General features: G+C 69.8%; 19 protein-coding genes. 7 read left to right on the forward strand and 12 right to left on the reverse strand.

What is annotated here, in order from left to right; genetic code table 11:
• Nucleotides 1–6: 6 nt before the first annotated feature.
• The 5 genes from ABD951_RS17725 to ABD951_RS17745 all read right to left on the reverse strand — a co-directional run bounded on the left by ABD951_RS17725 (nucleotide 7) and on the right by ABD951_RS17745 (nucleotide 9,200).
• The gene (locus tag ABD951_RS17725; RefSeq protein WP_345347763.1) at nucleotides 7–2,307 is read right to left on the reverse strand and encodes an ATP-binding protein; all 2,301 of its coding nucleotides are present in this window, start codon (nucleotides 2,305–2,307) and stop codon (nucleotides 7–9) included.
• 177 nt (nucleotides 2,308–2,484) lie between these two features.
• Entirely contained in the window at nucleotides 2,485–2,622 is a 138-nt protein-coding gene (locus ABD951_RS17730; protein WP_345347766.1) for a hypothetical protein, read from the reverse strand.
• Nucleotides 2,623–2,701: 79 nt separating this feature from the next.
• On the reverse strand, nucleotides 2,702–4,099 hold the full coding sequence (locus tag ABD951_RS17735) for a WS/DGAT/MGAT family O-acyltransferase (RefSeq protein ID WP_345347769.1): 1,398 nt from the start codon (nucleotides 4,097–4,099) through the stop codon (nucleotides 2,702–2,704).
• 357 nt (nucleotides 4,100–4,456) lie between these two features.
• Nucleotides 4,457–5,788 (reverse strand): serine hydrolase domain-containing protein, encoded by a 1,332-nt coding sequence (locus ABD951_RS17740; RefSeq protein WP_425569880.1) that lies wholly within the window; start codon nucleotides 5,786–5,788, stop codon nucleotides 4,457–4,459.
• A 103-nt stretch (nucleotides 5,789–5,891) separates the two neighbouring features.
• Nucleotides 5,892–9,200 carry a protein kinase domain-containing protein gene (locus ABD951_RS17745; protein ID WP_345347772.1) on the reverse strand — a complete coding sequence of 1,103 codons (3,309 nt, stop codon included), beginning with the start codon at nucleotides 9,198–9,200 and terminating at the stop codon, nucleotides 5,892–5,894.
• A 1,091-nt stretch (nucleotides 9,201–10,291) separates the two neighbouring features.
• Between ABD951_RS17745 and cynR the strand changes: the two genes are divergently transcribed.
• From cynR to ABD951_RS17765, 4 genes are all read left to right on the forward strand, one after another.
• Entirely contained in the window at nucleotides 10,292–11,176 is an 885-nt protein-coding gene (gene cynR, locus ABD951_RS17750) for a transcriptional regulator CynR (protein ID WP_345347775.1), read from the forward strand.
• A 152-nt stretch (nucleotides 11,177–11,328) separates the two neighbouring features.
• Nucleotides 11,329–11,925, forward strand: a complete 597-nt coding sequence (locus ABD951_RS17755) for a carbonic anhydrase (RefSeq protein ID WP_345347778.1) — start codon at nucleotides 11,329–11,331, stop codon at nucleotides 11,923–11,925.
• 93 nt (nucleotides 11,926–12,018) lie between these two features.
• Complete coding sequence (gene cynS, locus ABD951_RS17760) at nucleotides 12,019–12,489, forward strand: cyanase (protein ID WP_345347781.1); 471 nt, start codon at nucleotides 12,019–12,021, stop codon at nucleotides 12,487–12,489.
• A gap of 128 nt (nucleotides 12,490–12,617) precedes the next feature.
• Nucleotides 12,618–13,118 (forward strand): nucleoside deaminase, encoded by a 501-nt coding sequence (locus tag ABD951_RS17765; RefSeq protein ID WP_345347784.1) that lies wholly within the window; start codon nucleotides 12,618–12,620, stop codon nucleotides 13,116–13,118.
• An 18-nt stretch (nucleotides 13,119–13,136) separates the two neighbouring features.
• On the opposite strand, the gene ABD951_RS17770 is transcribed toward ABD951_RS17765, so the two are convergent.
• From ABD951_RS17770 to ABD951_RS17780, 3 genes are all read right to left on the reverse strand, one after another.
• On the reverse strand, nucleotides 13,137–13,514 hold the full coding sequence (locus ABD951_RS17770) for an ArsR/SmtB family transcription factor (protein WP_345347787.1): 378 nt from the start codon (nucleotides 13,512–13,514) through the stop codon (nucleotides 13,137–13,139).
• Nucleotides 13,515–13,519: 5 nt separating this feature from the next.
• On the reverse strand, nucleotides 13,520–14,764 hold the full coding sequence (locus tag ABD951_RS17775; RefSeq protein ID WP_425569883.1) for an MFS transporter: 1,245 nt from the start codon (nucleotides 14,762–14,764) through the stop codon (nucleotides 13,520–13,522).
• Between the two features lie 177 nt (nucleotides 14,765–14,941).
• Nucleotides 14,942–16,066 (reverse strand): MFS transporter, encoded by a 1,125-nt coding sequence (locus ABD951_RS17780; protein WP_345347813.1) that lies wholly within the window; start codon nucleotides 16,064–16,066, stop codon nucleotides 14,942–14,944.
• Between the two features lie 453 nt (nucleotides 16,067–16,519).
• Here ABD951_RS17780 and ABD951_RS17785 point away from each other — a divergent pair, with 453 nt between their 5' ends.
• A complete protein-coding gene (locus ABD951_RS17785) occupies nucleotides 16,520–16,996 on the forward strand; it encodes a hypothetical protein (RefSeq protein WP_345347792.1) in 477 nt (158 codons plus the stop codon).
• A 120-nt stretch (nucleotides 16,997–17,116) separates the two neighbouring features.
• Here ABD951_RS17785 and ABD951_RS17790 read toward each other — a convergent pair whose 3' ends face one another.
• On the reverse strand, nucleotides 17,117–17,992 hold the full coding sequence (locus ABD951_RS17790; protein ID WP_345347795.1) for a TIGR03619 family F420-dependent LLM class oxidoreductase: 876 nt from the start codon (nucleotides 17,990–17,992) through the stop codon (nucleotides 17,117–17,119).
• A 280-nt stretch (nucleotides 17,993–18,272) separates the two neighbouring features.
• Between ABD951_RS17790 and ABD951_RS17795 the strand changes: the two genes are divergently transcribed.
• Together ABD951_RS17795 and ABD951_RS17800 are read left to right on the forward strand one after the other, a co-directional pair.
• Nucleotides 18,273–19,712, forward strand: coding sequence for an FAD-dependent oxidoreductase (locus ABD951_RS17795; protein ID WP_345347798.1), 1,440 nt, complete (start codon nucleotides 18,273–18,275; stop codon nucleotides 19,710–19,712).
• A 139-nt stretch (nucleotides 19,713–19,851) separates the two neighbouring features.
• Complete coding sequence (locus ABD951_RS17800; RefSeq protein ID WP_345347801.1) at nucleotides 19,852–20,241, forward strand: hypothetical protein; 390 nt, start codon at nucleotides 19,852–19,854, stop codon at nucleotides 20,239–20,241.
• Between the two features lie 5 nt (nucleotides 20,242–20,246).
• On the opposite strand, the gene ABD951_RS17805 is transcribed toward ABD951_RS17800, so the two are convergent.
• The 3 genes from ABD951_RS17805 to ABD951_RS17815 form a co-directional block, all read right to left on the reverse strand.
• Entirely contained in the window at nucleotides 20,247–20,618 is a 372-nt protein-coding gene (locus ABD951_RS17805; RefSeq protein WP_345347804.1) for a hypothetical protein, read from the reverse strand.
• Nucleotides 20,619–20,900: 282 nt separating this feature from the next.
• Nucleotides 20,901–21,455 (reverse strand): nuclear transport factor 2 family protein, encoded by a 555-nt coding sequence (locus ABD951_RS17810; RefSeq protein WP_345347807.1) that lies wholly within the window; start codon nucleotides 21,453–21,455, stop codon nucleotides 20,901–20,903.
• A gap of 124 nt (nucleotides 21,456–21,579) precedes the next feature.
• Nucleotides 21,580–22,731, reverse strand: a complete 1,152-nt coding sequence (locus tag ABD951_RS17815; RefSeq protein ID WP_425569882.1) for a PucR family transcriptional regulator — start codon at nucleotides 22,729–22,731, stop codon at nucleotides 21,580–21,582.
• Between the last annotated feature and the right edge of the window lie 366 nt (nucleotides 22,732–23,097).

Genomic DNA, 23,097 nt, shown 5'->3' on the forward strand with positions numbered 1-23,097 from the left:
CCCGGGCTATCCCTCCCCCGCTCCGGGCGATCGACCCGGATCCGGCCCGGTCGCCCCCGCCGCGACCCAGGCCGCGATCTGCGCGCGTGTGGTGAAGCCCAGCTTCGCGAGGACGTGCTCGACGTGTCCCTGCGCGGTGCGGTGCGCTATCCCCAGTTGCTCGGCGATCGCCCGGTTGGTCAGCCCCTGCGCCACCAGGTCCGCGACCTGCCGTTCGCGTTTCGTCAGCACCGACGGCGGCAGCGGCGCCTGGGACGGGGCGTACTCGTCCAGCGCAAAGGCGACGGCGTCGGCGAGGCCGAGGTCGCGACCGCGCGCCATCGCCGCGTCGAAGGCGCCCGACCCGAGGACGGCCCGGGCCTGCTTGCGACGCCGCTTCTGATAGCCGACGAGGCTCGGAATGATCACCAGCTTGATTCCGGATTCCTCCCCGACCGAGTCGGCCGCGCCCATCAGGATCGCGGCCCGCTCGCAGTCGTGCCGTTCCGCGGCGACCCAGGCCAGCGCCTCGAGGCAGCTGGCGCAGGTGAGCGGGTCGTCGACCAGGCGGGTCAGCCGCAGGCCCTCCTCGAGGAGCGCGGTCGCCCGGACCGGGTCCCCCTGCTGTCCCACCGCGAGCCCCAGCGCGCACAGGGAGTAGGCCCGGTACACGGATTCGCCGCGCGCCTCGGTGATCGCGAGAATCTCCTCATGACAGGCCAGCGCCCGCTGGCTGTCACCGCGCAGCCCGCTGGCCAGAGCCAGTCCGAGCAGGGCGGCCACGCGGCGCAGCGGGTTCCCGGTGACGCCGAGCGCCCGGACCGCCTCCTCGAGGTCCCGTACCGCGAGGGGCAGGTCGCCGGCGAATATCGCCACATGGCCACTGGCCGATCGGGCCAGCGCCGTGCGTTCCTCGCCGCCGACCGCTGCGGCAGCGGCCCGCGCCTCCCCGGTCAGCGCGATCCCCGTCGCGACGTCCCCCTGCATCACGGCGAGCACACCGCCCGCACACAGTGCGGCCACCCGCGCCGCGGTCGGCTGCCCGCCCTGGGCGGCCAACGCCCGGTCCAGCCACCGCCTGCCCTCGCCGAGCAGCCCTCGCGCGAGCCAGAACAGGTACATCGCCTCCGCGATCCGCAGCGCGGACTCCGCCTCGCCCGGACGGGACAGGCAGTAGTCCAGGGCGTCGCGCACATTCGCCTGTTCCCGGTCGAGTCGTCGGATCCACTGCATCTGCCGGGGGCCGATCCACTGCGCCTCCGCGCGCAGCACCAGGAGCTCGTACCAGTCCCGATGCCGCCGGCGCAGCGCGTCGAGATCCCCGTTGCCCTCCAGCTTCTCCAGGCCGTAGTCGCGCAGCGTCTCGAGCAGCCGGTAACGCACCACGTCGCCGTGGTCCTCCCGGATCAGGATCGACTTGTCCACCAGCGCGGCGACCACGTCGAGAACGTCCTCGGGCTCGAGGTCACCGGCACACACTCCTTCCGCGGCGTCGAGTTCGAAGCCGCCGGCGAACACCGACAGCCGGGCCCACAGCTCCCGCTCCTGGTCGGTGCACAGCTCGTGGCTCCAGTCGACGCACATTCGCAGCGTCTGCTGCCGCGGGGGCGCGCCCCTGTGGCCGATGGTCAACAGCCGATACCGATCCGTCAGCCGCTGCAGGATCTGCTGCGCCGACATCGCGCGCAGGCGCGCCGCGGCCAACTCGATCGGCAGCGGCAGCCCGTCCAGGCGATGGCAGATCCGGGCAACGACCAGCGTGTTCTCGTCCGTGAGGCCGAACCCGGGCAGGGCAGCGCCCGCGCGCTCGACGAACAGGGTCATCGCCGGGTACCTGGACATCCCGTCCTGCGTCGGCAGCCGGTCGGGATCCGGCACCGCGAGCGGCGGCACCCGCAGGGCCACCTCCCCGGAGATCGCGAGCTGTTCCCGACTGGTGGCGAGGATCCGCAGCCCCGGACTGGCCCGGAGCAGCGCCTCCGTCAGCTCCGCGACCGCTTCGACCAGGTGCTCGCAGTTGTCCAGGACGAGCATCAGATTCCGTCCGGCGCAGTAGTCGACGAGCAGGTCGAGCGGCGGGCGACTGGACACCTCACGCAACCCGAGCACCGCCGCGACCGAGTCGGCGAGCAGCACCGGATCCCCGAGCTCTCCGAGCTCGATCAACCAGACACCGTCGTCGAACACCCGACGGCTTTCCTGTGCTATCCGGAGCGCCAACCGCGTCTTGCCGACTCCACCGATCCCGGTGAGCGTGACCAACCTGGACTCGGACAGCAGCCGCCGACCGGCGGCCACCTCACTCTCGCGACCGACGAAACTGGTCATGTCCTGGGGTAGGTTTCCGGGCCTACCGCGCGCGCCACGCGACATCGAATCGACACTCCCGCCCACGGACCGTGCCAATCCGACGGTACCCCTGCCCTGGTTGTCCGCGTCCACGTCGGTGGCGCACCGACACGGAGATCCGCTAGCGCGATCCCGCGGTCGGACCCGGACCGATGCTCACTCCCCGGAGCGGGTGCCGGAGGGCTCCGGGCGGTCGGCGAACAGCGCCTCGATGCGGGCCTTGATCTCGGCGGTACTCGGCGTCCCGCCGGACGCGGACGGGCCTGCGGGGGTCTGCATCGTTGCAGCGGACATTCGGTGAATCATCCTGTCTGTCAGTTTGTTCCGAGTCGAGCTGTCGGCTCGCCGGCTACGGAGTGCACCGCGATCGACGCTAGAGGCCGACCGCGTCCTCGAGCGCAGCGAGTTCGTCGTCGAGGTGGTCGAGCAACGACGACAGCCGCGGCAGAGCCCGGCGGCACCCGGTGAGCCCGAACGCGATCTCGTCGTCGGTGTTGGTGCACGTGATGTTCAACGCCTGCCCGTTGACCGGGATCGACAGCGGGTACAGAGCGCTGACCCGGGCACCGTTCCAGTACAGCGGCGTCCGCGGCCCGGGAACGTTGGAGATCATCACATTCGCCGGACGCAGCGGCCCGGCAATCCCGAACATGCCCAGCGCCAACGGGGCCGTGCCGAGGGCACTGGCCGCCAGCACCTGGGTCCGGCTCATCGTGCGCATCGCGTCCTTGCCGTCGGACATCGACTCCCGCACCGTGTGCAGGCGCCGCGCCGGCTCGTCGAGGTGGGTGCCGAGGTTGCACGAGAGCATCCCGATCTCGTTGCCCGCCTTACCTTCCCGGTTCTCACCCCGCAGCGAGACCGGCACCATCGCGACCAGCGGATCCTCCGGCAACGCACCCCGACCGGCCAGGAACGTGCGCAGCGCACCCGAGCACATCGCGAGCACGACGTCGTTCACGGTGGCGTCGGCGCACTTGGCGACCAGCCGCAGCCGCTCCAACGGCCACGACCGGGCCGCGAACCGACGGGCACCGCCGATCGGCACGTTGAGCACCGACTGCGGCGCCGAGAGCGAGAGCGCGCCCCCGCGGTCGTGCCGGGCGCGGTCGATCGCTCCGGCGATCGCGGGCACCAGCCCGGCGACCTCGCCGACCACGTCGCGGGCACCCCGCAGCGCCGCCATCGGCAGGTCCAGCGGCCCCGCGACCCGGGGGTCGGCATCCGGCACGACACGCAGCCGCCGCTCGCGCGTCAGCGGCTCCCACGGCGCGGGCATGTCCCGGGCGTCCGGGTCGTCGGTGAGCGCGCTGCGCAGCAGCTTCATCGCGGACACCCCGTCCGCGAGCGCGTGGTGGATCTTCACGTAGACGGCGTAGCGGCCGTCGGCGAGACCCTCGATCAGGTGCACCTCCCACAGCGGGCGGCTGCGGTCGAGCAGGCCGGCGTGCAGGTGGGAGACCAGGTCCATCAGCTCGGCCATGCCGCCAGGGGCGGGCAGCGCGTCGTGGCGGATGTGGTGGTCGAGGTCGACCTCGGCGACCGTCTCCCAACCCCACTGCCCGAACGAGGTCAGCGACCGGGCGGGTCGCTTGGACAGCAGCGGCGCGACCCGCCCGCCGGTGACGGCCGCATCGAGCATCGCGCGCACGTCCAGGGCCTGCGCCCCCTCCGGCGGCTCGAGCAGCACCAGTCCGCCGACGTGCATGGGGTGCTCGCGGGACTCGCCCAGCAGGAACATCGAATCGGTCGGCGACATGGGCAACAGCATCAGGGCCTTTCCGTCCCCCAGCGGACCGGTGTGGTCCGTCCCCCCGAAGAACTCTGTAGAGCGGTATTTAGGCGCGGTTCCGCGGATCCACCCACGGAAACGATGTGATACAGATCACGACTCTGTGACGCTGTGAGCTCCATTTCTACGGCAGGCCACGGGGCGGCGCAACCTGGGCGTGTGTCCAGAAACGAGACGAGCGTCCAGTTGGGAATCCTTGCGGACGTGCCGTTTTCGTTGCAGGACAATGCATCCACCGGCGCTCCTGTCGTTCATCCGATCGACAATCCTCGGCACCCCTTCGGCACCCGCAGACTCACGGAGCGGCAACAGCCCGCCCCACGTCACCGACACGCACTACCGGGTGGGGACGGGGGTCGGCGCGGGCGCCACCGACAGCCCCGTGTAGATCTCGTCGAGAACAGTTGGCAGCAGGGCGTTCGCCGTGGTCTTGCCCTCCGGCGACAGGGTCAGGTTCGTCCAGATGACGAGCGTGACGTCGTTGTCCGGGTCGTATCCGATGAACGAGTTGAAGCCGGGCAGTTCCCCACCGTGGTAGTACATCGCGGCCTGCGGACCGAAGCGCTGGTGACTGATGCCGTACCCGTACTGCTGTCCGTCGGGTGCGTTCGGGTCCTCGGGTCGCAGGCTGTGGAGCCACCGTTGCCGGTACTCGGCATTGAAGACCTTGCCCGACACCAGCGTTCGGATCCACGAGGCCAGGTCCTCCGCTGTCGAGATGGCGCCACCGGCGGCGGTGGCGTAGGAGGGGTTCTGGTCGGTGTAGTCGACGGGCTGCAACGCTCCGGACAGTGCCGCCTCCTGCATGTCGGCGGGGTAGTCCTTGTCGACCAGCGCGTAGGAGGAGTCCCCGTACATGTAGCCGTGCGAGTGGCGATCCGGGATGGTGTTGTCGTCGGCCGCGGGCAGCGAGGTCTGCGGCAGCCCGAGCGGGCCGAACAACCGCTCCCGGAACTGTTCGGCCAGTGCGCGTCCCCCCACCCGCTCGGCGACCAGGCCCAACAGCGCGTAGTTGGTGTTGCTGTAGTCGTAGGCGGCGTCCGGCGGGAACTCCGGCGGGTGCCGGAACGCGATGTCGAGAACCTCCTGCGGTGTCCAGGCCTTGGTCGGATCAGCGTCCAGTGTCGCGGCGAGCTCGGGCGCGCTCGTGTAGTCGTACAGTCCGCTACGCATCGTCAGCAGCATTGCGAGGGTGATGTTCTCGCCGTTGGGTACCCCCGGAACGTACTTGGACACCGGATCGGCGAGGTCGAGTCGGCCGTCCTGGGCGAGCAGCAGGATCAGCGCGGCGGTCATCGTCTTCGTGTTCGACGCGATCCGGAGGTGGGTACCGACGTCCGGCGGCGTCTGCTCGTCCAGCTTCGTGGTGCCGACCACCGCAGTGAAGGCTCCCTGTGGGGTGTCGACCAGGACCACCGCCCCGGGAACCGTCATCGCCTCGGCGGCCGCGGCCACGGTGGCCTGGAATCCTGCCGGATCGACGGGCTTCAGCACCGCGCCCGTCGGCACGGCGGCCGTCGCGGCGGGCGGAGACCCGTCCGACGTGGGTGAGGACGTCGGCTCCGAAGTCTGTGAGCAGCCCGCGATCACGAGGGCCGCGGACGTCGCGAGCACCGCGAAACGGGTGGTGCGTCCTCGGCGTTCGGGCTGCTCGTTGCTCTGCGCCATGACCTGCCTCCTGCCGGTGTCGTCGACGTGACGGTTCGGGTGTTCCACTACTCGTCCGCGGGCGCACGCCTGACCACGGGAGGGCGGAACGCGAGCCGGATCGTCATCGGCCCTCACCCCCGCCACCCGATCGCCGACTCTGTCGCTCGCCGGCTTCCGCGACCCACGCTGCGACCTGTGCGCGGGAGGTGAACCCGAGTTTGGCGAGGATGTGCTCGACGTGTCCCTCGGCGGTGCGTTGGGAGATAACAAGTTTGGCGGCGATCTGCTTGTTGGTGAGGCCCTGGGCGACGAGGTCGGCAACCTGACGCTCGCGCTTGGTCAGACTCCCGCCCGGACCGGACGTGGGTGGGGTGTCGGCAGGTTGCGCGTTGAGTGCGTACGCCACCGCTTCGTCCATTTCCATCGCCCGGCCTTTCCGCAGGGCCGTTTCGAATCTCCGGGGGCCGAGAGCCGATCGCGTCGTCCGGACGCATTCGTTGTGGAGATGGTGCGGCTGCGGGAGTATGGTCGCCGGATTGCCCATGGACCGCTGCAGCTCCGCCGCGGCTCCCATCAGTACGGCTGCGCGTTCGGCGTCACCGTCGGCGCCGGCAATCCAGGACAACACCTCCAGGTTCAACGCGGCGACGAGCGGGCTCCGTATCTGCTGGTTGACTCGCAGCGAATTCTCGACGAGTCGGATCGCCTCTCCCCGTTCGCCGTTCTTCCACACCACGCTGGCCATGCCCCACAACGCGGATGCCCGAAAGAGCGACTCGCCGCACGCCTCGGTGATGGAAATCAGCTCGCGGTAGCACTCGATCGCCCGCTGCGTGTCACCGACCAGTTCACGCACCATGGCGAGTCCGGACAGAGCCGCAACATGAAGGAACCCTTGCCGATTCGAGCTGAACGCCTCGACAGCCGGTTCGAAGAGGGAGGACGCCTGAGCCGGCTCACCCCGGTAGAGCGCCACCACGCCGTCCGCGTAGTCCACCAGCGCCCGATTCATCGGCGTGGGCTCCCGTGCCGCGAGCCGGCGTCCCTCCTCGACGAGGACGGCCGCCGCCGGCACGTCGTTCTGTACCGCCGTCATGACACCGCCGACCTGGAGCGCCCTGACACGATCGGAAATGGATTGTTGGGCAGGGTGGTTGAGGATTCGGTCGATCCAGCGCCGACCCTCGCCGGACAGGCCCCGGAAAGTCCAGAACATGTGCAGTGCGGCGGCGGCCCGTAGTGCTGCGTCGGCCGCCTGCCCGGTGCCCTCGCTCAGGCTGCATTCGAGCGCATCGCGGAGGTTGGGCTGTTCGCGCTCGAGCCTGGCAGTCCAATAGAGCTGCCGCTCGCTGATCCATTCGGCCTCCGCGGCCAACGCCAGCTGCTGGTACCAGTCGCGGTGTCGGCGCCGCATGTGCTGGTCGGCGCCGAACTCCCGCAGCTTCTGCCAGCCGTAGTCGCGGATCGAATCGAGCATCCGGAAGCGGACGATGCCATTCGACTCGTCCCGGGTCACGATCGACTTGTCCACGAGTGAGGACAGCACATCGAGCGGATCGTCGGCAGCCAGATCACCACCGCACAGCTGTTCCGCGGCGTCGAGCTCGAATCCACCGGCGAACACCGACAGTCGAGCCCACAGCAGCTGCTCGTCCTCGGTGCACAGTTCATAACTCCAGTCGATGCACCATCGCAGCGTCTTCTGCCGGGTGGGAGCGGTGCGGCTGCTGCGGGTCAGCAATGTGAAGCGATCATCGAGTCGCTCCAAGATCTGCGCGGGCGACAGCGTGCGCATCCGCGCCGCCGCCAGCTCGATCGCCAGCGGTAACCCGTCCAGCCAGGCACAGATCCGGGCCACGGTCGACTTGTCGGCCTCCGACAGATCGAGGCCCGGCACCACCGCGGTCGCCCGGTCGAGGAACAAGGTCACCGCGTCATAACGAGCCAGTCCTCGCGGTGACGGCTGGTGAACCGGGGCCGGCACCGTCAGCGGCAGCACCTGCACTATCGCCTCTCCGGCGATGTCCAGCGGTTCGCGGGTGGTGATCAGGATCCGTAGGTTCGGACAGTCCCGCAACCACGCCTCGACCAGGTTCGCCGCCGCCACGACGAGCTGCTCGCAATTGTCCAGCACCACCAGTGAATGCCGTGCGGAGAGAAACTCGACCGCTACGTCGTACAACGGCCGCGCCGGATCGTCACGCAACCCCAGGCCGGCCGCCACGGCATCGATCAGCAGCGACGGGTCGGACAGGTCGGCCAGCTCGACAAACCACACTCCATCAGCGAAGCCCCGGCGCGCGGTCGCCGCGGCGCGCAGCGCCAACCGTGTCTTGCCGACGCCGCCGATTCCGGTCAACGTCACCAGCCGAGCCGAGGACAGCAGACTCTTCACCTCGGCCAGCTCGGTCCGCCGGTCGACGAAGCTGGTCAACTCCGGCGGCAAGGTCCCGAGACCCCGGGATGTCGCTGCCACCAGCGGGCTCCACCCCGGCCTCGGGGCGGTGCGGTGCGGGACGGCGTGGGTTCCTTCGGTGTGCGACTCCGCCTCGTCGACGACGAACCCGCGGCGGCGCTGCACCTGCCGGATCGCCTCGCCGAACGCCGTCGCCGACGGCCGCTGGTCCCGGTCGCGGCTCATCGCGGCCGCGATCAGTGCGGACACGTCTTCGGCGATGCCGTGCTCGCGCAGATCCGACACCGGCTGAGTGGTGATCCGCAGAAACTGGGTCACCAGATTCTCACCGGTGCGGCGCTCGAATGCGGCGTGACCGGTCAGCGCGCAGAACAGGGTGGCTCCCAGCCCGTAGACGTCGGCAGCGGGGGTCGAAGCTTCGCCCTCGAGCACCTCGGGTGCCGTGAACGTCAGCGACCCGGTCAGCCTGTCCGGAGATGTTTGAAACCCACCGGTTGTGTGCGCGATCCCGAAGTCCGTCAACATGGGCTCGCCGTAATCGGTGAGCAGGATGTTCCCCGGTTTCACGTCTCGATGGACGATGCCGAGGCGATGCGCGCTGTCCAAGGCCCCGGCGATCTTGACCCCGATCCACAACACGGCCTCTTCCGGCAGCGGGCCCTGGTGGCGAATCCGTGAATGCAGGGAGTCCAGCGGGTAGTACGGCATCACCAGATAGGGGCGGCCGCTCGCCGTCGCTCCCGCTTCCAGCACGGTGACGATGTTCGGATGCCCTGTCAGCCGACCCGTTGCGCGCTGCTCACGGAAGAACCGCGCCCGGTTGTCCGCATCCAGCTCGGCGGTGAGAATCTTCACCGCCACCGTCCGATCGAGCGACGCCTGGGTGCAGCGATAGACCACACCGAAACCGCCTCGCCCGATCTCTTCGGCATCACTGAACCCGACCGCGCTCAAATCCTCGGTGACCGGCACGGTGATGTCACGGGCCGTCGGAAACGGATCGTCCTCGCTCATCGGCTGTACACCATCGGACAGCGCCTCCCGGGGCAACGGGTAGCACGCAGGAACTCTTCGTCAACGGACAGCCTATCCCACCGAACAGCGGCGACTCGCTGCTGCGAAGACGGTTGTGGATCCCCGCCGCAGCGAGGAATCGGCACGCCGAGACGATCGAAACCCGTTGATGTTCGGCTCATCCGGGAAGGTGGACAGATGAACCAGGCCGCTGCCGAGGCGCCCGAGAATCTCCACCACCACACAAGCCGAATCGAGGACAATCCCCACCCGATTCCGAACCTGAGCCCCACGTCGCGTATTACCACCCGCCCGACGACGCGAAGCCCGGTTCGACCCACAATCAGCGGCCGCCCGGCTTACGCGGGAGGAGTGATGGTCAGTCCGCGAGCAGCCGCGAATTTGTACGCGTCGTGCTTGTCGATGGAAGGAGCGGAATCGCTGATTCTCGAAACGCCGGGCAGGCTTGCGAAGGCGGGACCGAGCTGTTCGGTCATCATCTGTCCGAAGCTCGGGTCCATGTACATCCGCTCACCGGAGATCAGTTTCAGATCGGATCGAACGCCGTCACCACCAGGTGCGGGCCGGTGACCCGCTCGTCGGCGAGGGTGTTGAACGACATGAACGCCTCCGCGCAACAGCGTGTTGGTCTCCGGCGTGGATGCAGCCTTCGCCGCCCTCGGTCACCCGGAAGAACACGCCAAGATCCTCATCGACCCCCGCCAGCCCGGCCACCACCCCCGACCTGGCCGGCACACGCTGGTTCGGGCAGCGACAATCGCAGCAACCGCGTCGCGCCTCTCGTCGAGTTCGTTTGCCACCCGGTGTACATCGCGGGGACGGTCCGATCAGCGGTGGATCCAGGTTGGCGTGACACGCCGAGCCGAGGAGGGGCTCGTGGAGATCTCCACCAAGTGGGGTGGGCGCCGTCCGGCGATCTCCCGGCGTCGCCGCCGCTCCGTCCCGGGGCGCGATCGCGAGTACGGCGGGAGCGAGGGTTCGGTCTGCAGGAGTGGGGATCTCGGCGCCGGAGCACAGACGAGGGCGCGGCCCGCGCCACCCGGGCACCGTGCGGATCTATAGTGACGCCCATGGAGCTGCGCCACATCCGGTACCTGCTGGCGGTGGCCGATCACGGAAACTTCACCCGCGCTGCGGAGGCGTTGCACATCTCGCAGCCGACGCTGTCGCAGCAGGTCAAGCAGCTCGAGCGGGCGCTCGGCGTGCAGTTGCTCGACCGGTCCGGTCGTACGGTTCGCCTCACCGACGCCGGTGAGACGTACGCGCGCCACGCCCGGCTGGCCCTGCGGGACCTCGAGGCCGGCGAACGCGCGGTCCACGATGTGCAGGACCTGTCCCGGGGGCACCTGAGGGTGGCCATGACGCCGACCATCACGGCCTACCTCATCGGCCCTCTGGTGCATCGGTTCCACGCGATGCACCCCGGCGTGACGCTCACGGTGGTGGAGACCACACAGGACCGGATCGAGGCCGACGTGCTCGACGACCGGGTCGACCTCGGCATCGCGTTCGCCGGCCCGCACGTCAGCGGGATCGAGAGCACCGCGCTGCTCACCGAGAACCTCGGTCTCGTGGTCGGGTCGACCCACCCTCTCGCCGCGCGCTCGGAGCCGGTCGAGGCCCGGGAGCTCCCGCAGCATCCGCTGGCCCTGCTCAGCAGCGATTTCGTGACGCGGGCGCACATCGACTCCTACTTCGACGAGTGCCGGATCGCGCCGCGCATCGGGGTGGAGGCCAACTCGATCGGCGCCCTCGTCGAGTTCGTCCGGCGGGGGGCGCTCGCGACGGTCCTGCCGGACGCGATCACCCGCGTGCATCCCGACCTGCGTTCCGTCGCAACGACTCCCGCCATGCCCACCCGGACCGTGGAGTTGCTGCGGCGCAGCACGTCCTATCACGCGGCGGCCGCCCGCGCCTTCGCCGCGATCGCCGAGGACGCGGCCCGGTCCACCTGATCGCCGTGCACCCACCGGCCGTACTCGACCGCCCGCCATAGATGAAAGCAATCGAGTCCATGGAAAGTAAGTATTGGACTCTATATCGGCAGGTTGTGCATTGTGGATGTCGTCAGGGCCATCGGCCATGCGACCACCGAAGGGAGCGATCCGTGCACGACCTCGCTGCCGGCGTCACGCACTTTCAACGCGATGTCTTCCCCACCAAGTCCGATCTGTTCGCCCGTCTCGCGACGAACCATCGTCCCGAGACCCTGTTCATCGGCTGCTCCGACGCCCGCGTCGTTCCGGAGCTGATCACCAACAGCGAGCCGGGCGAGCTGTTCGTCGTCCGTACGGCGGGCAATCTCGTCCCGGTCCACACGTCCGGAGCCGATGGCGTCGCGGCGAGCATCGAGTTCGCCGTTGCCGTGCTTGGGGTTTCGCGCATCGTGGTGTGCGGCCACTCCGGCTGCGGTGCGATGACCGCACTCGCGGAGCAGCACGACCTCAGCGGCACGCCGGCGGTCGCCGAATGGCTCGAACACGTCGAGACCATCGACACCGTCGGAGCCGAGACGGACGACCGCGTCTCGCGCCTCGTGCGGTCGAATGTCGTTGCGCAGCTGACCAACCTGTTGACCCACCCGTCGGTGTCGCGGGCCGTCGACGCCGGCGCCGTGTCCGTCGAGGGCTGGGTGTTCGACATCGGCACCGGTGCGGTCACCGTGTTCGACGCCTCCGGATCCGCACGCACACCGGTCGCCTGACCCTCCAGTGACGGTCTCCGCGCCGCGCGGGACCACCATCCAGGGCGCCGTCCCTCACGACAAGTCGGCGTTCGACCAGAAAGGAATCACCCCATGGTGCACGCACAATTCGACCCCACTGCCCGCCAGGCACTGGCCATCGCGGCCGTTGAGGCCAAGACGACGAAAGACCTGACCTGGCAGGAGATCGCGGACGCCGCCGGCTACTCGGTGGCCTTCGTCACCGCCGCAGTCCTCGGCCAGCACGCCCTCCCCGAGAAGTCAGCCGTCGCGGTCGCCGAACTGCTGGGGCTCGACGAGGGCGCCGCGACGCTGCTGCAGACGATCCCGACCCGCGGGTCCATCCCCGGAGGCGTCCCGACCGATCCGACGATCTACCGCTTCTACGAAATGCTGCAGGTCTACGGCACCACCCTCAAGGCCCTCGTCCACGAGCAGTTCGGCGACGGCATCATCAGCGCGATCAACTTCAAGCTCGACGTGAAGAAGGTCGCCGATCCCGAGGGCGGCGAGCGTGCCGTCATCACCCTCGACGGCAAGTACCTGCCCACCAAGCCGTTCTGACCGCACCCGGTCGCACCCCGACCGGCCGAATCCGCCCCGGGGAGGGGCACACCGGCTCCGCGCACCGGCCGGGCGCCCCTCCCCCACCCCGGCTTCCGGGGACCCACCGCCACCCGAGGAGAAACACCATGGACTTCGCGCAGCACACCATCGACCTCGCCCGCCGCAACGTCGCGGACGGCGGACGCCCCTTCGCCACCGTCATCGTGAAGGACGGCCAGATCCTGGCGGAAAGCCCGAACCTGGTCGCCCAGACCAGCGACCCGACCGCGCACGCCGAGATCCTCGCCATCCGCGAGGCCTGCACCAAGCTGGGCACCGAGCACCTGACCGGCGCCACGATCTACATCCTCGCGCTGCCCTGCCCGATGTGCCTCGGCGCGCTGTACTACTGCTCTCCCGACGAGGTGGTCTTCCTCACCACCCGCGACGCGTACGAACCGCACTACGTCGACGACCGCAAGTACTTCGAGCTGAACTCCTTCTACGACGAGTTCGCCAAGCCGTGGGACGAGCGACGGCTGCCCATGCGCCACGAGCCGCGCGAGGACGCGGTGGACGTGTACCGCCTGTGGCAGGAGGCCAACGGTGGCGAGCGCCGCATCGCCGGCGTGCCGACGGAGAGCTGACCCACCGCGGCGACGGCGCTATTCGTGTGGGGGCTCCCCGGTGACGACGTGGTCCGCGTGGTTCATGCCCTCGCGGACGAGGCGCGCGAGGTGGCCGTCGCGGATGCGGTAGATCACCCGGCGCCCGTCCTTGCGGGTGTCGACGAGACCGGTGAAGCGCAGCTTGGCCAGGTGCTGGCTGACGGCGGTCCGCGAGGCGCCGCACGCGTCGGTCAGGGCGCTGACGTCGGCCTCACCGTCGGCGAGGATCCACAGGATGTGCAGCCGGGTCGGATCGGAGAGCATCCGGAAGGTGCTCGTCGCCGCATCCAGGTGGGGCCGGTCCGCGGCGGCGGCATGGCTCAGGCTGGCGCCCGCCCGTCGGGGCGCGCCGGCGTTCGCCTCGTCCGCCGCCATCGTCGTCACCTTCCGGCCGTCACCACCTCGACACCCACGGCGGCCTCGTCCGCCGGCCACACCCGCGATGCCGTTGTCGCTGCGAGTGTAGCGAGTGCGGTCAGGATCACCGCGGCCGTGAACTGACCCGCCGCCGCCCCCACCCAGCCGGCGATCGGATAGGTGAGCAGGAAACAGGCGTGCGAGAGCGAGAACTGGGCGGTGAACACCGACGCCCGCGACTCGGGCGTCGACTCGGCGCGCAGCAGCCGGGCCGCCGGGGTGTTGATCATCGACGTCCCCGCGCCGAGTCCGATCCAGGTCACCGCCAACACCGCCCACCCCCGCCCCGGGGACGGGTCGACCGCCGAGATCGTCGCGGCCGTGGCCAACCCGACCGGGAGGATCCCGGCGCCCGTCAGCATCAGGGTGCGGTCGCCGAACCGGGTGAGCAGGCGCGGCACGAGCAGCGCGACGAGCATCGAGCCGCCGCCGTAACTGCCGAGGGCCAACGCGACGCCGGTGTTGCTGCCGCCGAGCAGATCCCGGACGTAGACGACGGTGTTGACCACCACGAGGCCGGTGGCCGCCGCGACGCCGAGGTTCATCGCCAGCAGCCCGCGCAGCACGGGACGATCCATCATCACCCGGGCGCCGCGGGTGATGCGGTGCCCCAACGGAATCGACCGGTCGACGGGCACCAGCCGCGGCAACCGCGTCGTGACGACGAGAGCGGCGGAGAGGGCGAACCCGGCGACGGTCCCGAGGAAGAGCAGGTTGTAGGACACCACCGTCAGGAGCGCTGCGGCCAGGACCGGGCTGAGCAGCGATTCGAGGTCGTAGGCGAGCCGGGAGAGCGAGAGTCCGCGGGTGTACTCGTCCTCGTCCTCGAGCACCGACGGGATCACCGACTGGAACGTCGGGGTGAACGTGGCCGAGGCCGCCTGCAACACGAAGATCAGCGCATAGACCTGCCAGGTGTGGCCGACGAACGGCAGCATCAACGCGATCACGGCCCGCACCGCGTCCGCCGAGACCATCAGCACCTTCCGCGGGACCCGATCGGTGACCGCGGTGATCACCGGGGCGACCGCGACGTAGGCGACCATCTTGATCGCCAGAGCGGTGCCGAGCACCGCCCCGGCGTCGCTGCCCGCGATGTCGTACGCCAGCAGGCCCAGGGCGACGGTCAGCAGACCGGTGCCGACCAGCGCGACGACCTGTGCGGCGAACAGCCGCCGGTACCGGCGATGCCGCAGCACGCTCAACAACACGGGTTCCTCCGGGATCGTCGAGATTCTGACCGGACCTCACCATATCCCTTCATGTGCGCAAGTGCGCACTCGTATGCGGGACGGCAGACCCGGCCACCGTCGGCGCGGGAGAACGGCCCGTTCCCGTGCCAGCACCGGAGCCGGGAGGCACCGGGGACCGTGGGACGCCGGCCCTCAGCCGCGTCGACCGGACCGCCACACCCCCACCACGGGCGCGGCCGCGACGAGCACCGCGTACCCCAGCGTGAGTGTCGCCGCGGTGGCGACACCGGCCACCAGCATCGGCCCGCCCGCGTCACCGAGCTCGCGACCGACCTCGGCGGCGCCCATCGTCTGCCCGAGACGTTCCGGCGACGCCGAGGCCGCCAGCGCGGCGAACCCGAGCGGCGTGACGATCCCGGTCCCGATCCCGACCCCCACCGCGGCGAGGAGCGCACCGACAGCGCCCGGCACCGTCGCACAGCCCAGGCCGGCGGCGGTGATCAGCAGTCCCACAACCATTCCCGACGCCGCGGTGAATCGTCCCGCATCGAGGGCCCGGCCCGCCCGGGGCTGGACGACGGCGCCGGTGGCGGCCAGAACGGACACCACGGCCCCGGTCGCGACCGGCCCCAGCCCCGCGGCGACTCCGGACACCGGGAGGAATCCGACCCCGACCGACAGGGCCGCGGTGGTGGCGGCGAGCGCCGCGGTCGGACCGAGGAAGGCCCGGTCGACGACGCGGCGGGCCAGGTCGAGCACCGTCTGCCTCGCCCTCGGCAGCGGCGGCACCGCCGGCACGGCCCGCGCCGCCCAGCAGGCGACCACCGCCGCGACGAGGCCCACCGACGCGAACAGCCACTCCAGTCCGCCGAGCCAGACGATCACTCCACCGAGCAGCGGGCCGAGGGTGTATCCGATGCTCTTGTGGAAGCCGTACGTTCCGAACACCGCGCCGTGCTCGGTGTTCGCGTTCAGCCGGGCGACCAGCGCGCTCGCCGCGGGCGAGAAGGCCGACGCCGCGACCCCCTGCCCGAGTCGGGTCACCCACAGCCATCCGGGGTCGTCGACGACCACGAACACCGCCGACGCGAGCACGAACGCGACGAGGCCGCCGAGCAACACCGGTCGCGCACCCACCCGGTCCGCCAGCGTGCCGAACACCGGCTTGAGCAGCACCTCGGCTCCGTCGTACAACGCAAGCAGCACACCGAGATACAGCAGAGAGCCGCCCAGGTCGGCGGCCTCGGCGCCGAGACTGGCCGCGACCGCGTGTGCCCCGAACGCGGTGGTGAACCCGGCCGCGTAGAGCGGCCACATCCGCGACCGACGCGTCGCCGGACGGCCCGGTGTCGGCGCGCTCACCCGGCCACCCCACCGGCGACGACGCTGCCGACCCGACTCACCACGACCCTCCCGGGGCGCGCACGGAATGGACCCCGCCCACACTGCCACCGGACGGCCGCACCCGGAACATCTTCGACCCCGGCACAGGGCCTGAGGGTGGACCACGTCGCCGAGAATTCCGCAAAACGGGCATCCCGAACTGGACGGTCCACAAGCTTGTGACCTGCCGTTTCGGCCCGCAACTCGGCGCCCGGCACGGCGGTTGACAACGTCGCGCCGAACGCCTTTACTTAGCCTCGCCTCAACAAGGGCAGGCTAACCATTCTTTCGGGTGGATCCGCGGTCCGGCGCCCTCCGCCGCCCGTCCACCGAGCGCGCTCACCACGCCGGCAACGGCGTGGTGCCGATTCGAAAAGGACTCATCACATGGCTTCTTCCCGCATGCGCCGCGTCGCAGGCATCGGCGCCGTCGCCGGACTGTCCGCACTCGCGATGGTCGCGAACCCCGCACTCGGCGCCGCGGCCGTCACCGGGTCCGCCACCGTCACCGCCAGCGGCAGCGTCATCACCGTCGCCCTGAAGGGCATCGCCACCACCGAGGCACTCAATCACTGTGAGGCACAGATCTTCCCGTTCGACGCGCCGGTCTACGACAAGACCACCCGCGTCTACGAGATCGGATACCCCGGCTTCACCGGCGGCGACGCCACCGGTTCGTCGATCCCGCTGCCGGCCGGCACGTACGCGGTGATCTCCCAGTGCAAGGAGGGTGCGAGCACCAACCCGTACGTCAAGCTCGGAGACCCCGCCAAGGTCACGCTGACCGCGGCCCCGACCACCGGCGGCGGCACCGGCAGCCAGGACTTCGGCCTGGCGGACCTGCTCGGCGGATTCGGCAGCTAGACCCCGAACGGCGGGTGGTCGGCGTGCGCACCTGCACGCCGACCACCCGCCGATTTGTCGCCGCAGACGACACCGCCCGGTCGCTCACCTCCCACCCGACGGCGGGGGTGAGGCGAGGCGTCAGCCCGCCTGGGCGATGATCGACTGGGCGTAGCCCTCGAGGGTGGCGATCTTCGACTCGAGCGGTTCCAGGTCCGGGCCCGCGTCGTACGAGTTACGGAATCCGACGACCACGTCGGTGACGCCCTTGTCCTCGAGCCGCTTGATGCCGTCGACGGTGTAGGCCTCGGTCGAGATCACGTGGATCTCGAACGGGCGATCCGCGGTTCCGGCGTCCGCCCGGAACTTCCGCAACTTGTCGAGCAGGCGATCGAGCTCCTCCGGGTCACCTCCGGCGTGCATCCAGCCGTCCCCGCGGACCGCCGCGCGGCGCAGCGCTGCGTCGCTGTGGCCGCCGATGAGGATCGGGATCGGTTCGGTCGGAACGGGGTTGATCTTGATCGCGGGAACGTCGTAGAACTCGCCGCGGAATTCGAAGTAGCCGCCTCGGGTGAGTCCGCGCACGATGTCGATGGCCTCGTCCATGCGCTTGCCCCGCTTGGCGAACGGCACGCCCATCACCTCGAAGTCCTCGCGCCACGGGCTGACACCGACGCCGAGACCGAGCCGGTTGCCCGTCATCTGCGCGATCGTGGCCGCCTGCTTGGCGACCAGCACCGGCGGCCGCACCGGCAGTTTGAGCACGAACGGGGTGAAGCGCAGCGTGCTCGTCACGGCACCCAGCGCCGCGGTGAGGATCAGCGCCTCCGGAAACGCCTTGTCCTCGAGAAACTCCCGGCTCCCGTCCGCGGTGTAGGGATACACCGAGTCGGACTCCCGCGGATAGCAGAGACTGTCGGCGACGGTCATGCTGTGGAAACCGGCCTTCTCCGCGGCCTGCGCCAGCGGCAGATAGAAGTCCGGGTTGGTCATCGCCTCGGCGTAGGTGAATCGCATCGACATACTCCTGTGGATCGGTGGGCAACGGAACGAGGGCGCCGAGCGACAACACCGCCGGACGGCCGCGGGCCCTCCGCGACACGGCTGTGTGACGGCGATCACTCCCGGCCGTTCGATCATTCAAGACGCCCTGCGGCGGTTACCCCAGCATCGCTCCCGCCCAGCGGGACAGGTCCCACCCGGGGTCGGCGCCCGGTCCCGCCCGACGGGAACGGTGATGTATGTCGTGCCGGACTGTGCCTACGGTTCCGCGCAGGTGACAGTCGGAAGGAATCGCATGGCAGAGAACGAATTCGACGAACTGTACGACGTAGTGGTGGCCGGGGTGGGCGCTGCGGGTTGCGCCGCCGCCATCTCCGCCCACGACGCCGGTGCCCGGGTGCTCGTCATCGAGAAGTGCGACCGCGCCACGGCCGGCGGCAACACCCGCGTCTCCGGCGGCGGCTGGTTCGTCAACCGCGACCCACGCAGTGCCGCCGTCTTCCTGCGGGCGCTGTGCGGCGACTACCCGGTCGCCGACGACGTCGTGACCGCGTGGGCGCAGGAGACCGCCCGCAACTCCGAGTGGCTGCGCTCACTCGGCGCGGACGTCGCCACCAGCGACCAGTATCACCTCGAGCCGGAGTACCTCGGCGTCGACGGCAGCGAGTGCTACGCGGGGATGGACACCGTCGGCGGCCGGATGGGCGAGTTCCTGCTGTTCGACTTCCTGGTCGGTGTCCTGGCCGAGCGGGGCATCGAGGTGCGGTTCTCGACACCGGCCCGCGAACTCGTCACGGACGCGCACGGCGCCGTCGTCGGGGTGATCGTCGAGTCGAGCGGAGAGCCCCGCAGGATCGGAAGTCGCGGTGGGATCGTGTTGGCGACAGGCGGGTTCGAGGCGAACCCGCAGATGGTTCGGGACTACCTGAGGCTCGTCGATCCCCCGCTGTGGGGCTCACCGTCGGGCACCGGCGACGGGCACCGGATGGCGCAGAAGGTCGGCGCGGACCTGTGGCACATGGACAACATGATGACGATCACCGGCGCCCGAGCCGACGACGGTTCCGGGTTCTATCTCGCGTTGTGGGCGGCCCACCACTACCTGTTCGTGTCGGCGGACGGTCGCAGGTTCGCCGACGAGACCGCCGAGAACCGGCACGGCCACGTCGGCCGGGGCGGCCGGTACGAACTGTTCCCGACGCACGACTTCCACGTCGTCTTCGACGAGCGGATGCGCACGGCGGGGCCGCTGAGCCCCGGCCGGGACGTGCTGCCCGTCGGTTGGAAGCTGTTGATGGAGGACCACCGCTGGAGCGAGGACAACAGCGCCGAGATCGAGAAGGGCTGGATCGTGCAGGCGGACTCCATCGCCGAACTCGCGCGCAAGGTGGGGATGGACGAGCAGACTCTGGAACGGTCGGTCGCGCTGTACAACGACGCCTGCGTGCAGGGCCGCGACGACCACTTCGGGCGCGACCCCGGCACCCTCGCACCGGTGTCGCAGGCACCGTTCTACGCGCTCGTCGCCGCTCCGCTGCTCGGATGGAGCAACGGCGGTCCGCGCCGAGACGGTCGCACCCAGGTGCTCGACCCGTTCGGTTCCGTCATCGACGGACTGTTCGCCGCCGGTGCGGTGAGCTCGACCTACAGTTGGGCGAAGGACGGGGGCTTCCACATCGCCGACTGCCTGGCCTTCGGCCGTGTCGCGGGGCGCGAGGCCGCCGCGCGCCGGTAGCGGCCGGCCCAGCGCCCGACGATCTCGCCGGGCGCTGGGCCGGTCGCCGACCGCCGCTACCGGCCGATGACCGACCGCCGGGCCGAACCGATCGAAAATGACGATTGGCCCTGCCGCGCATCGGGTGTGCAATGGAGTGATGAGGAACGTAGCCCTAACCCCCGTCGACCGACGTCGTCTCGCGCGGGAGGCCGTCGACGCCCTCGGCTCACAGCGCAGCGACCATGCCCTCGTGCGTGTCACCTGTCCGGCGAATCATCACGTCGCGACGGTGTACAGAACACCGGAAGGCCCCGCTTTCGTGGCGGGTCGCGCACCACACACGCACGGCTCCCGCGATTTCGTCGACACCGCCCACCACGGCGACAGCCTCGGCACCGAGTACGTGGACCTGCTCGATGCGACCGAGTTCGAGGACGACACCCTCCCGGCCCGCTGCGCGTGCGGTGCGCACACGCTCTCGCGCCGGGAACTCCGGGACGCGGTGCGGTCGCACACGCACACGCTGTCGACCACGACCGGCAAGTAGGCGGCTCAGGTGATGACCACGCCCGACGACACCGAGCAGGGCAGCAGACCGGCCACCTGACTCACGACGGGTCCCAACCCGACGACTGCCGGCGGCGCGTTGAGGAACGCGATGCCCTGGAAGCCGGTGGTCAGGTTGGTCCACATGACGACGGCGCCGTACCACTTCGACATCGGCGCCGCGGTGGTGTAGCTGATCTCGGCGGCGCCGACCCGGTCGGCGTTGAACGTGAGCCACTCGCCCGGGGCACAACTCGAGATCGACGACGGAATGAACGGGACGGGGGCGGCCGACGCGGTCGCCGGCATCGCCAGCGGAAGCGCGCCCACCGTCGCGATCAACGCTGCCGCCCACCCGAGGGTCTTGTTGGTGAACATCGGAATTCCTTTCACCGGAAACCGGATTCGTCCACTCCGACTCTTCGGATGAGTGGCGCCGTGAGTGGGCGAGTTGGGACGCGAGCACCCACGGACGAGGGCGCGGGGCACCCCTCGACCTCCCTCGCCGTGGTCGAAAGAACCCGGTCAGGCCATCGTATCCCGCGACCGGACGAGAATCACCGCCCGGCACCGAGATCACCCACTCCCGTTGCAGCGCATCACCTTTCTCGACCACGCACGGGGCCGGCCGCTCCCGAGGGAGCGGCCGGCCCCGTGCGATCAGTGCGCGGGTGTGTGAACGAGATCGATGTACTCCTGCGGAAGCTCGTCGAACGAGAGCTTCGTGATGCTCCGCGGGCCCGAGTGGTACGAATCCTCGCCCTGGATCAGCCCGTTCTCGTCCACCGGCCACAGGATCAGCTGCCGGAACACGATCAGGTAATCGGCGGACTCGTCGTCGACCGGGATCCCGATCTGCGCGGCGTACGACCCGGGGTAGATCTGCTTCAGGTCACCCTCGGTGACGAGGCAGTGATCGTCGACGACGAGCCGGTCGATGGCGAACTCGAGGACGTTCGAGCGCGACTCGACGAACGCCGTGTAGTACGCCCGCACGCCCTCGGTGCCCTTCGGGCCGACATCCTGTCCGTCGTTCCAGAAGTGGTAGTCGGGCGTGGGGCACAGGGTCGCCATCAGGCCGTCCAGGTCCGGCACGGCCTCCGCCTTCGCGTGGGTGAGCACCGCATTGAGCACCACTCGGTGACGTTCGTTGGTGGTCACGGCGAGACGCTGCTCGAGCGGTTCCCACGTACGGCTGGGGTCGATCACGGCCATGTCGGTGTCCTGTCTTCGGAGGAATTCGATGTCGCCTCCGATGGTGACGCAGGACACACCCTCGGCTCATCCGACAAGTGTCGACGGTTTTCGCCCCGTCGTCCGCCGAGCGTCGGAAGGCACCTCACGCCTCGGGCCCGAAGACCTCCGCTGCGGCCAGCTCGGTCGACGTCAACGCCATCCGGCGGATCATCAGCACCAGCGTCGCCATGAAGCGGTCGATCGCCTGCTCCAGGTCCCAGCCCATCTCGGCCTCGACGTGCGCCAGGCGGGCGGCGACCGTGCTGTGATGAACGTGCAGTTCGGCCGCGGTGCGGCGCAACGACCCGAACGCGCAGAAGGCCTCAAGTGTCGTGACCTCCTGCGCCCCGGTGGCGGAGGTCGCCAACGCGTTGAGCCGCGCGACATCCGGATCGTTCAGCAGCCGTTCGAGCGGGAGCTCCGCGAGCAGTTGCAGCGAACTCAGCGGGGCGTATGCCACCGCCCGCCTGCCGTAGAGCGTCGACGACGCGAATCGAAGTGCGCGCCGCGCCTGCTTCCACGACCCGGGTGCGGCGTAGACGCTCATCCGTTCGCCCACCCCGACCCACGGGCCGCGATCGACGTCCGGCGTCAGCGGCGTCGGATACCGGGCCGCGATCGCGGCGTGCAGGTCCATCGCCAGCGCGCGACCGTCCTGCCCGTCCTGCACCAACACCGCGGTCAGGTTTCCCGCGGCCACCGAACGGACCAGGCGACCCGAACACGTCTGCGTGATCAGCTCCATCGCCGGCCCGATCGCCGCCGCCGACACGGCCAGCACCCGAACGGGTTGCGCCGGATCCAACCCCAGCAACTGCACCGCCCGGAGCCGGTCCTCACGCCGCTCCTTGTCGGAGAGAACCACCTCGAGCAGCGCCGGATCTCCCATCTGCGAACCGGTTCTGACGACCGCCGACTGCGCTTCCGCCACCCGCAGGGTGTGCCGGAGCCGGTCCAACAGCACCGAGTCCAGCGGATGATCCGCGCCGCCGCGGTCGAGCCACACGTCGAGGTCACGCCTCGTCGTCTCCGGAGGACGGGGCTCGACAAGCGGGTCGCCCAACGCGTCGTACCCGATCACCGATCCACCGGCCCAGCGCGCTGCCACCGGGCACTGCGCAAGCAACGCCGCCGATCGGACGATCGTGTCCGCGTTCGCGGCGGACTCGCCCAGCGCGTCGAAGTACGAGATGATCCGCAGCACCGACACCGAGTCCGAGCCCAGGTCGGACATTCTCAGCTGGTCGTTGCTCACCGGTCACCCACCGTCCGTCGTCGTGATGCTGCATCCTGCGCGGTCCGCGACAGTTCCGCGGGCGCGCAGGGTGGTTCCTTGGCGCAGAGGAACTATGTCATTCGCCGACGTTCTCCGGAACGAGGTGTCCGGATACGTTCGTCGGACACCGGGCGGCGAACACTCGACACGTGTCGGGTGCATCACAGCACCTTCCTGTCGCAGGATTCGACAACTGCGGACTGCGCTGTGCTCCCCACGGAAGGTGTTCCTGATGACCGGTATGTCGGCGATCGAACCGTTGCCCAGCTACGCCTGTGGGGTGTGGGACACCCCGATGCTGGGGGACACGATCGGGGACAATCTGGACCGCACCGTCGCCGCGTT

The organism is Rhodococcus olei (assembly GCF_039540555.1).
Classification (GTDB): domain Bacteria; phylum Actinomycetota; class Actinomycetes; order Mycobacteriales; family Mycobacteriaceae; genus Rhodococcus_G; species Rhodococcus_G olei.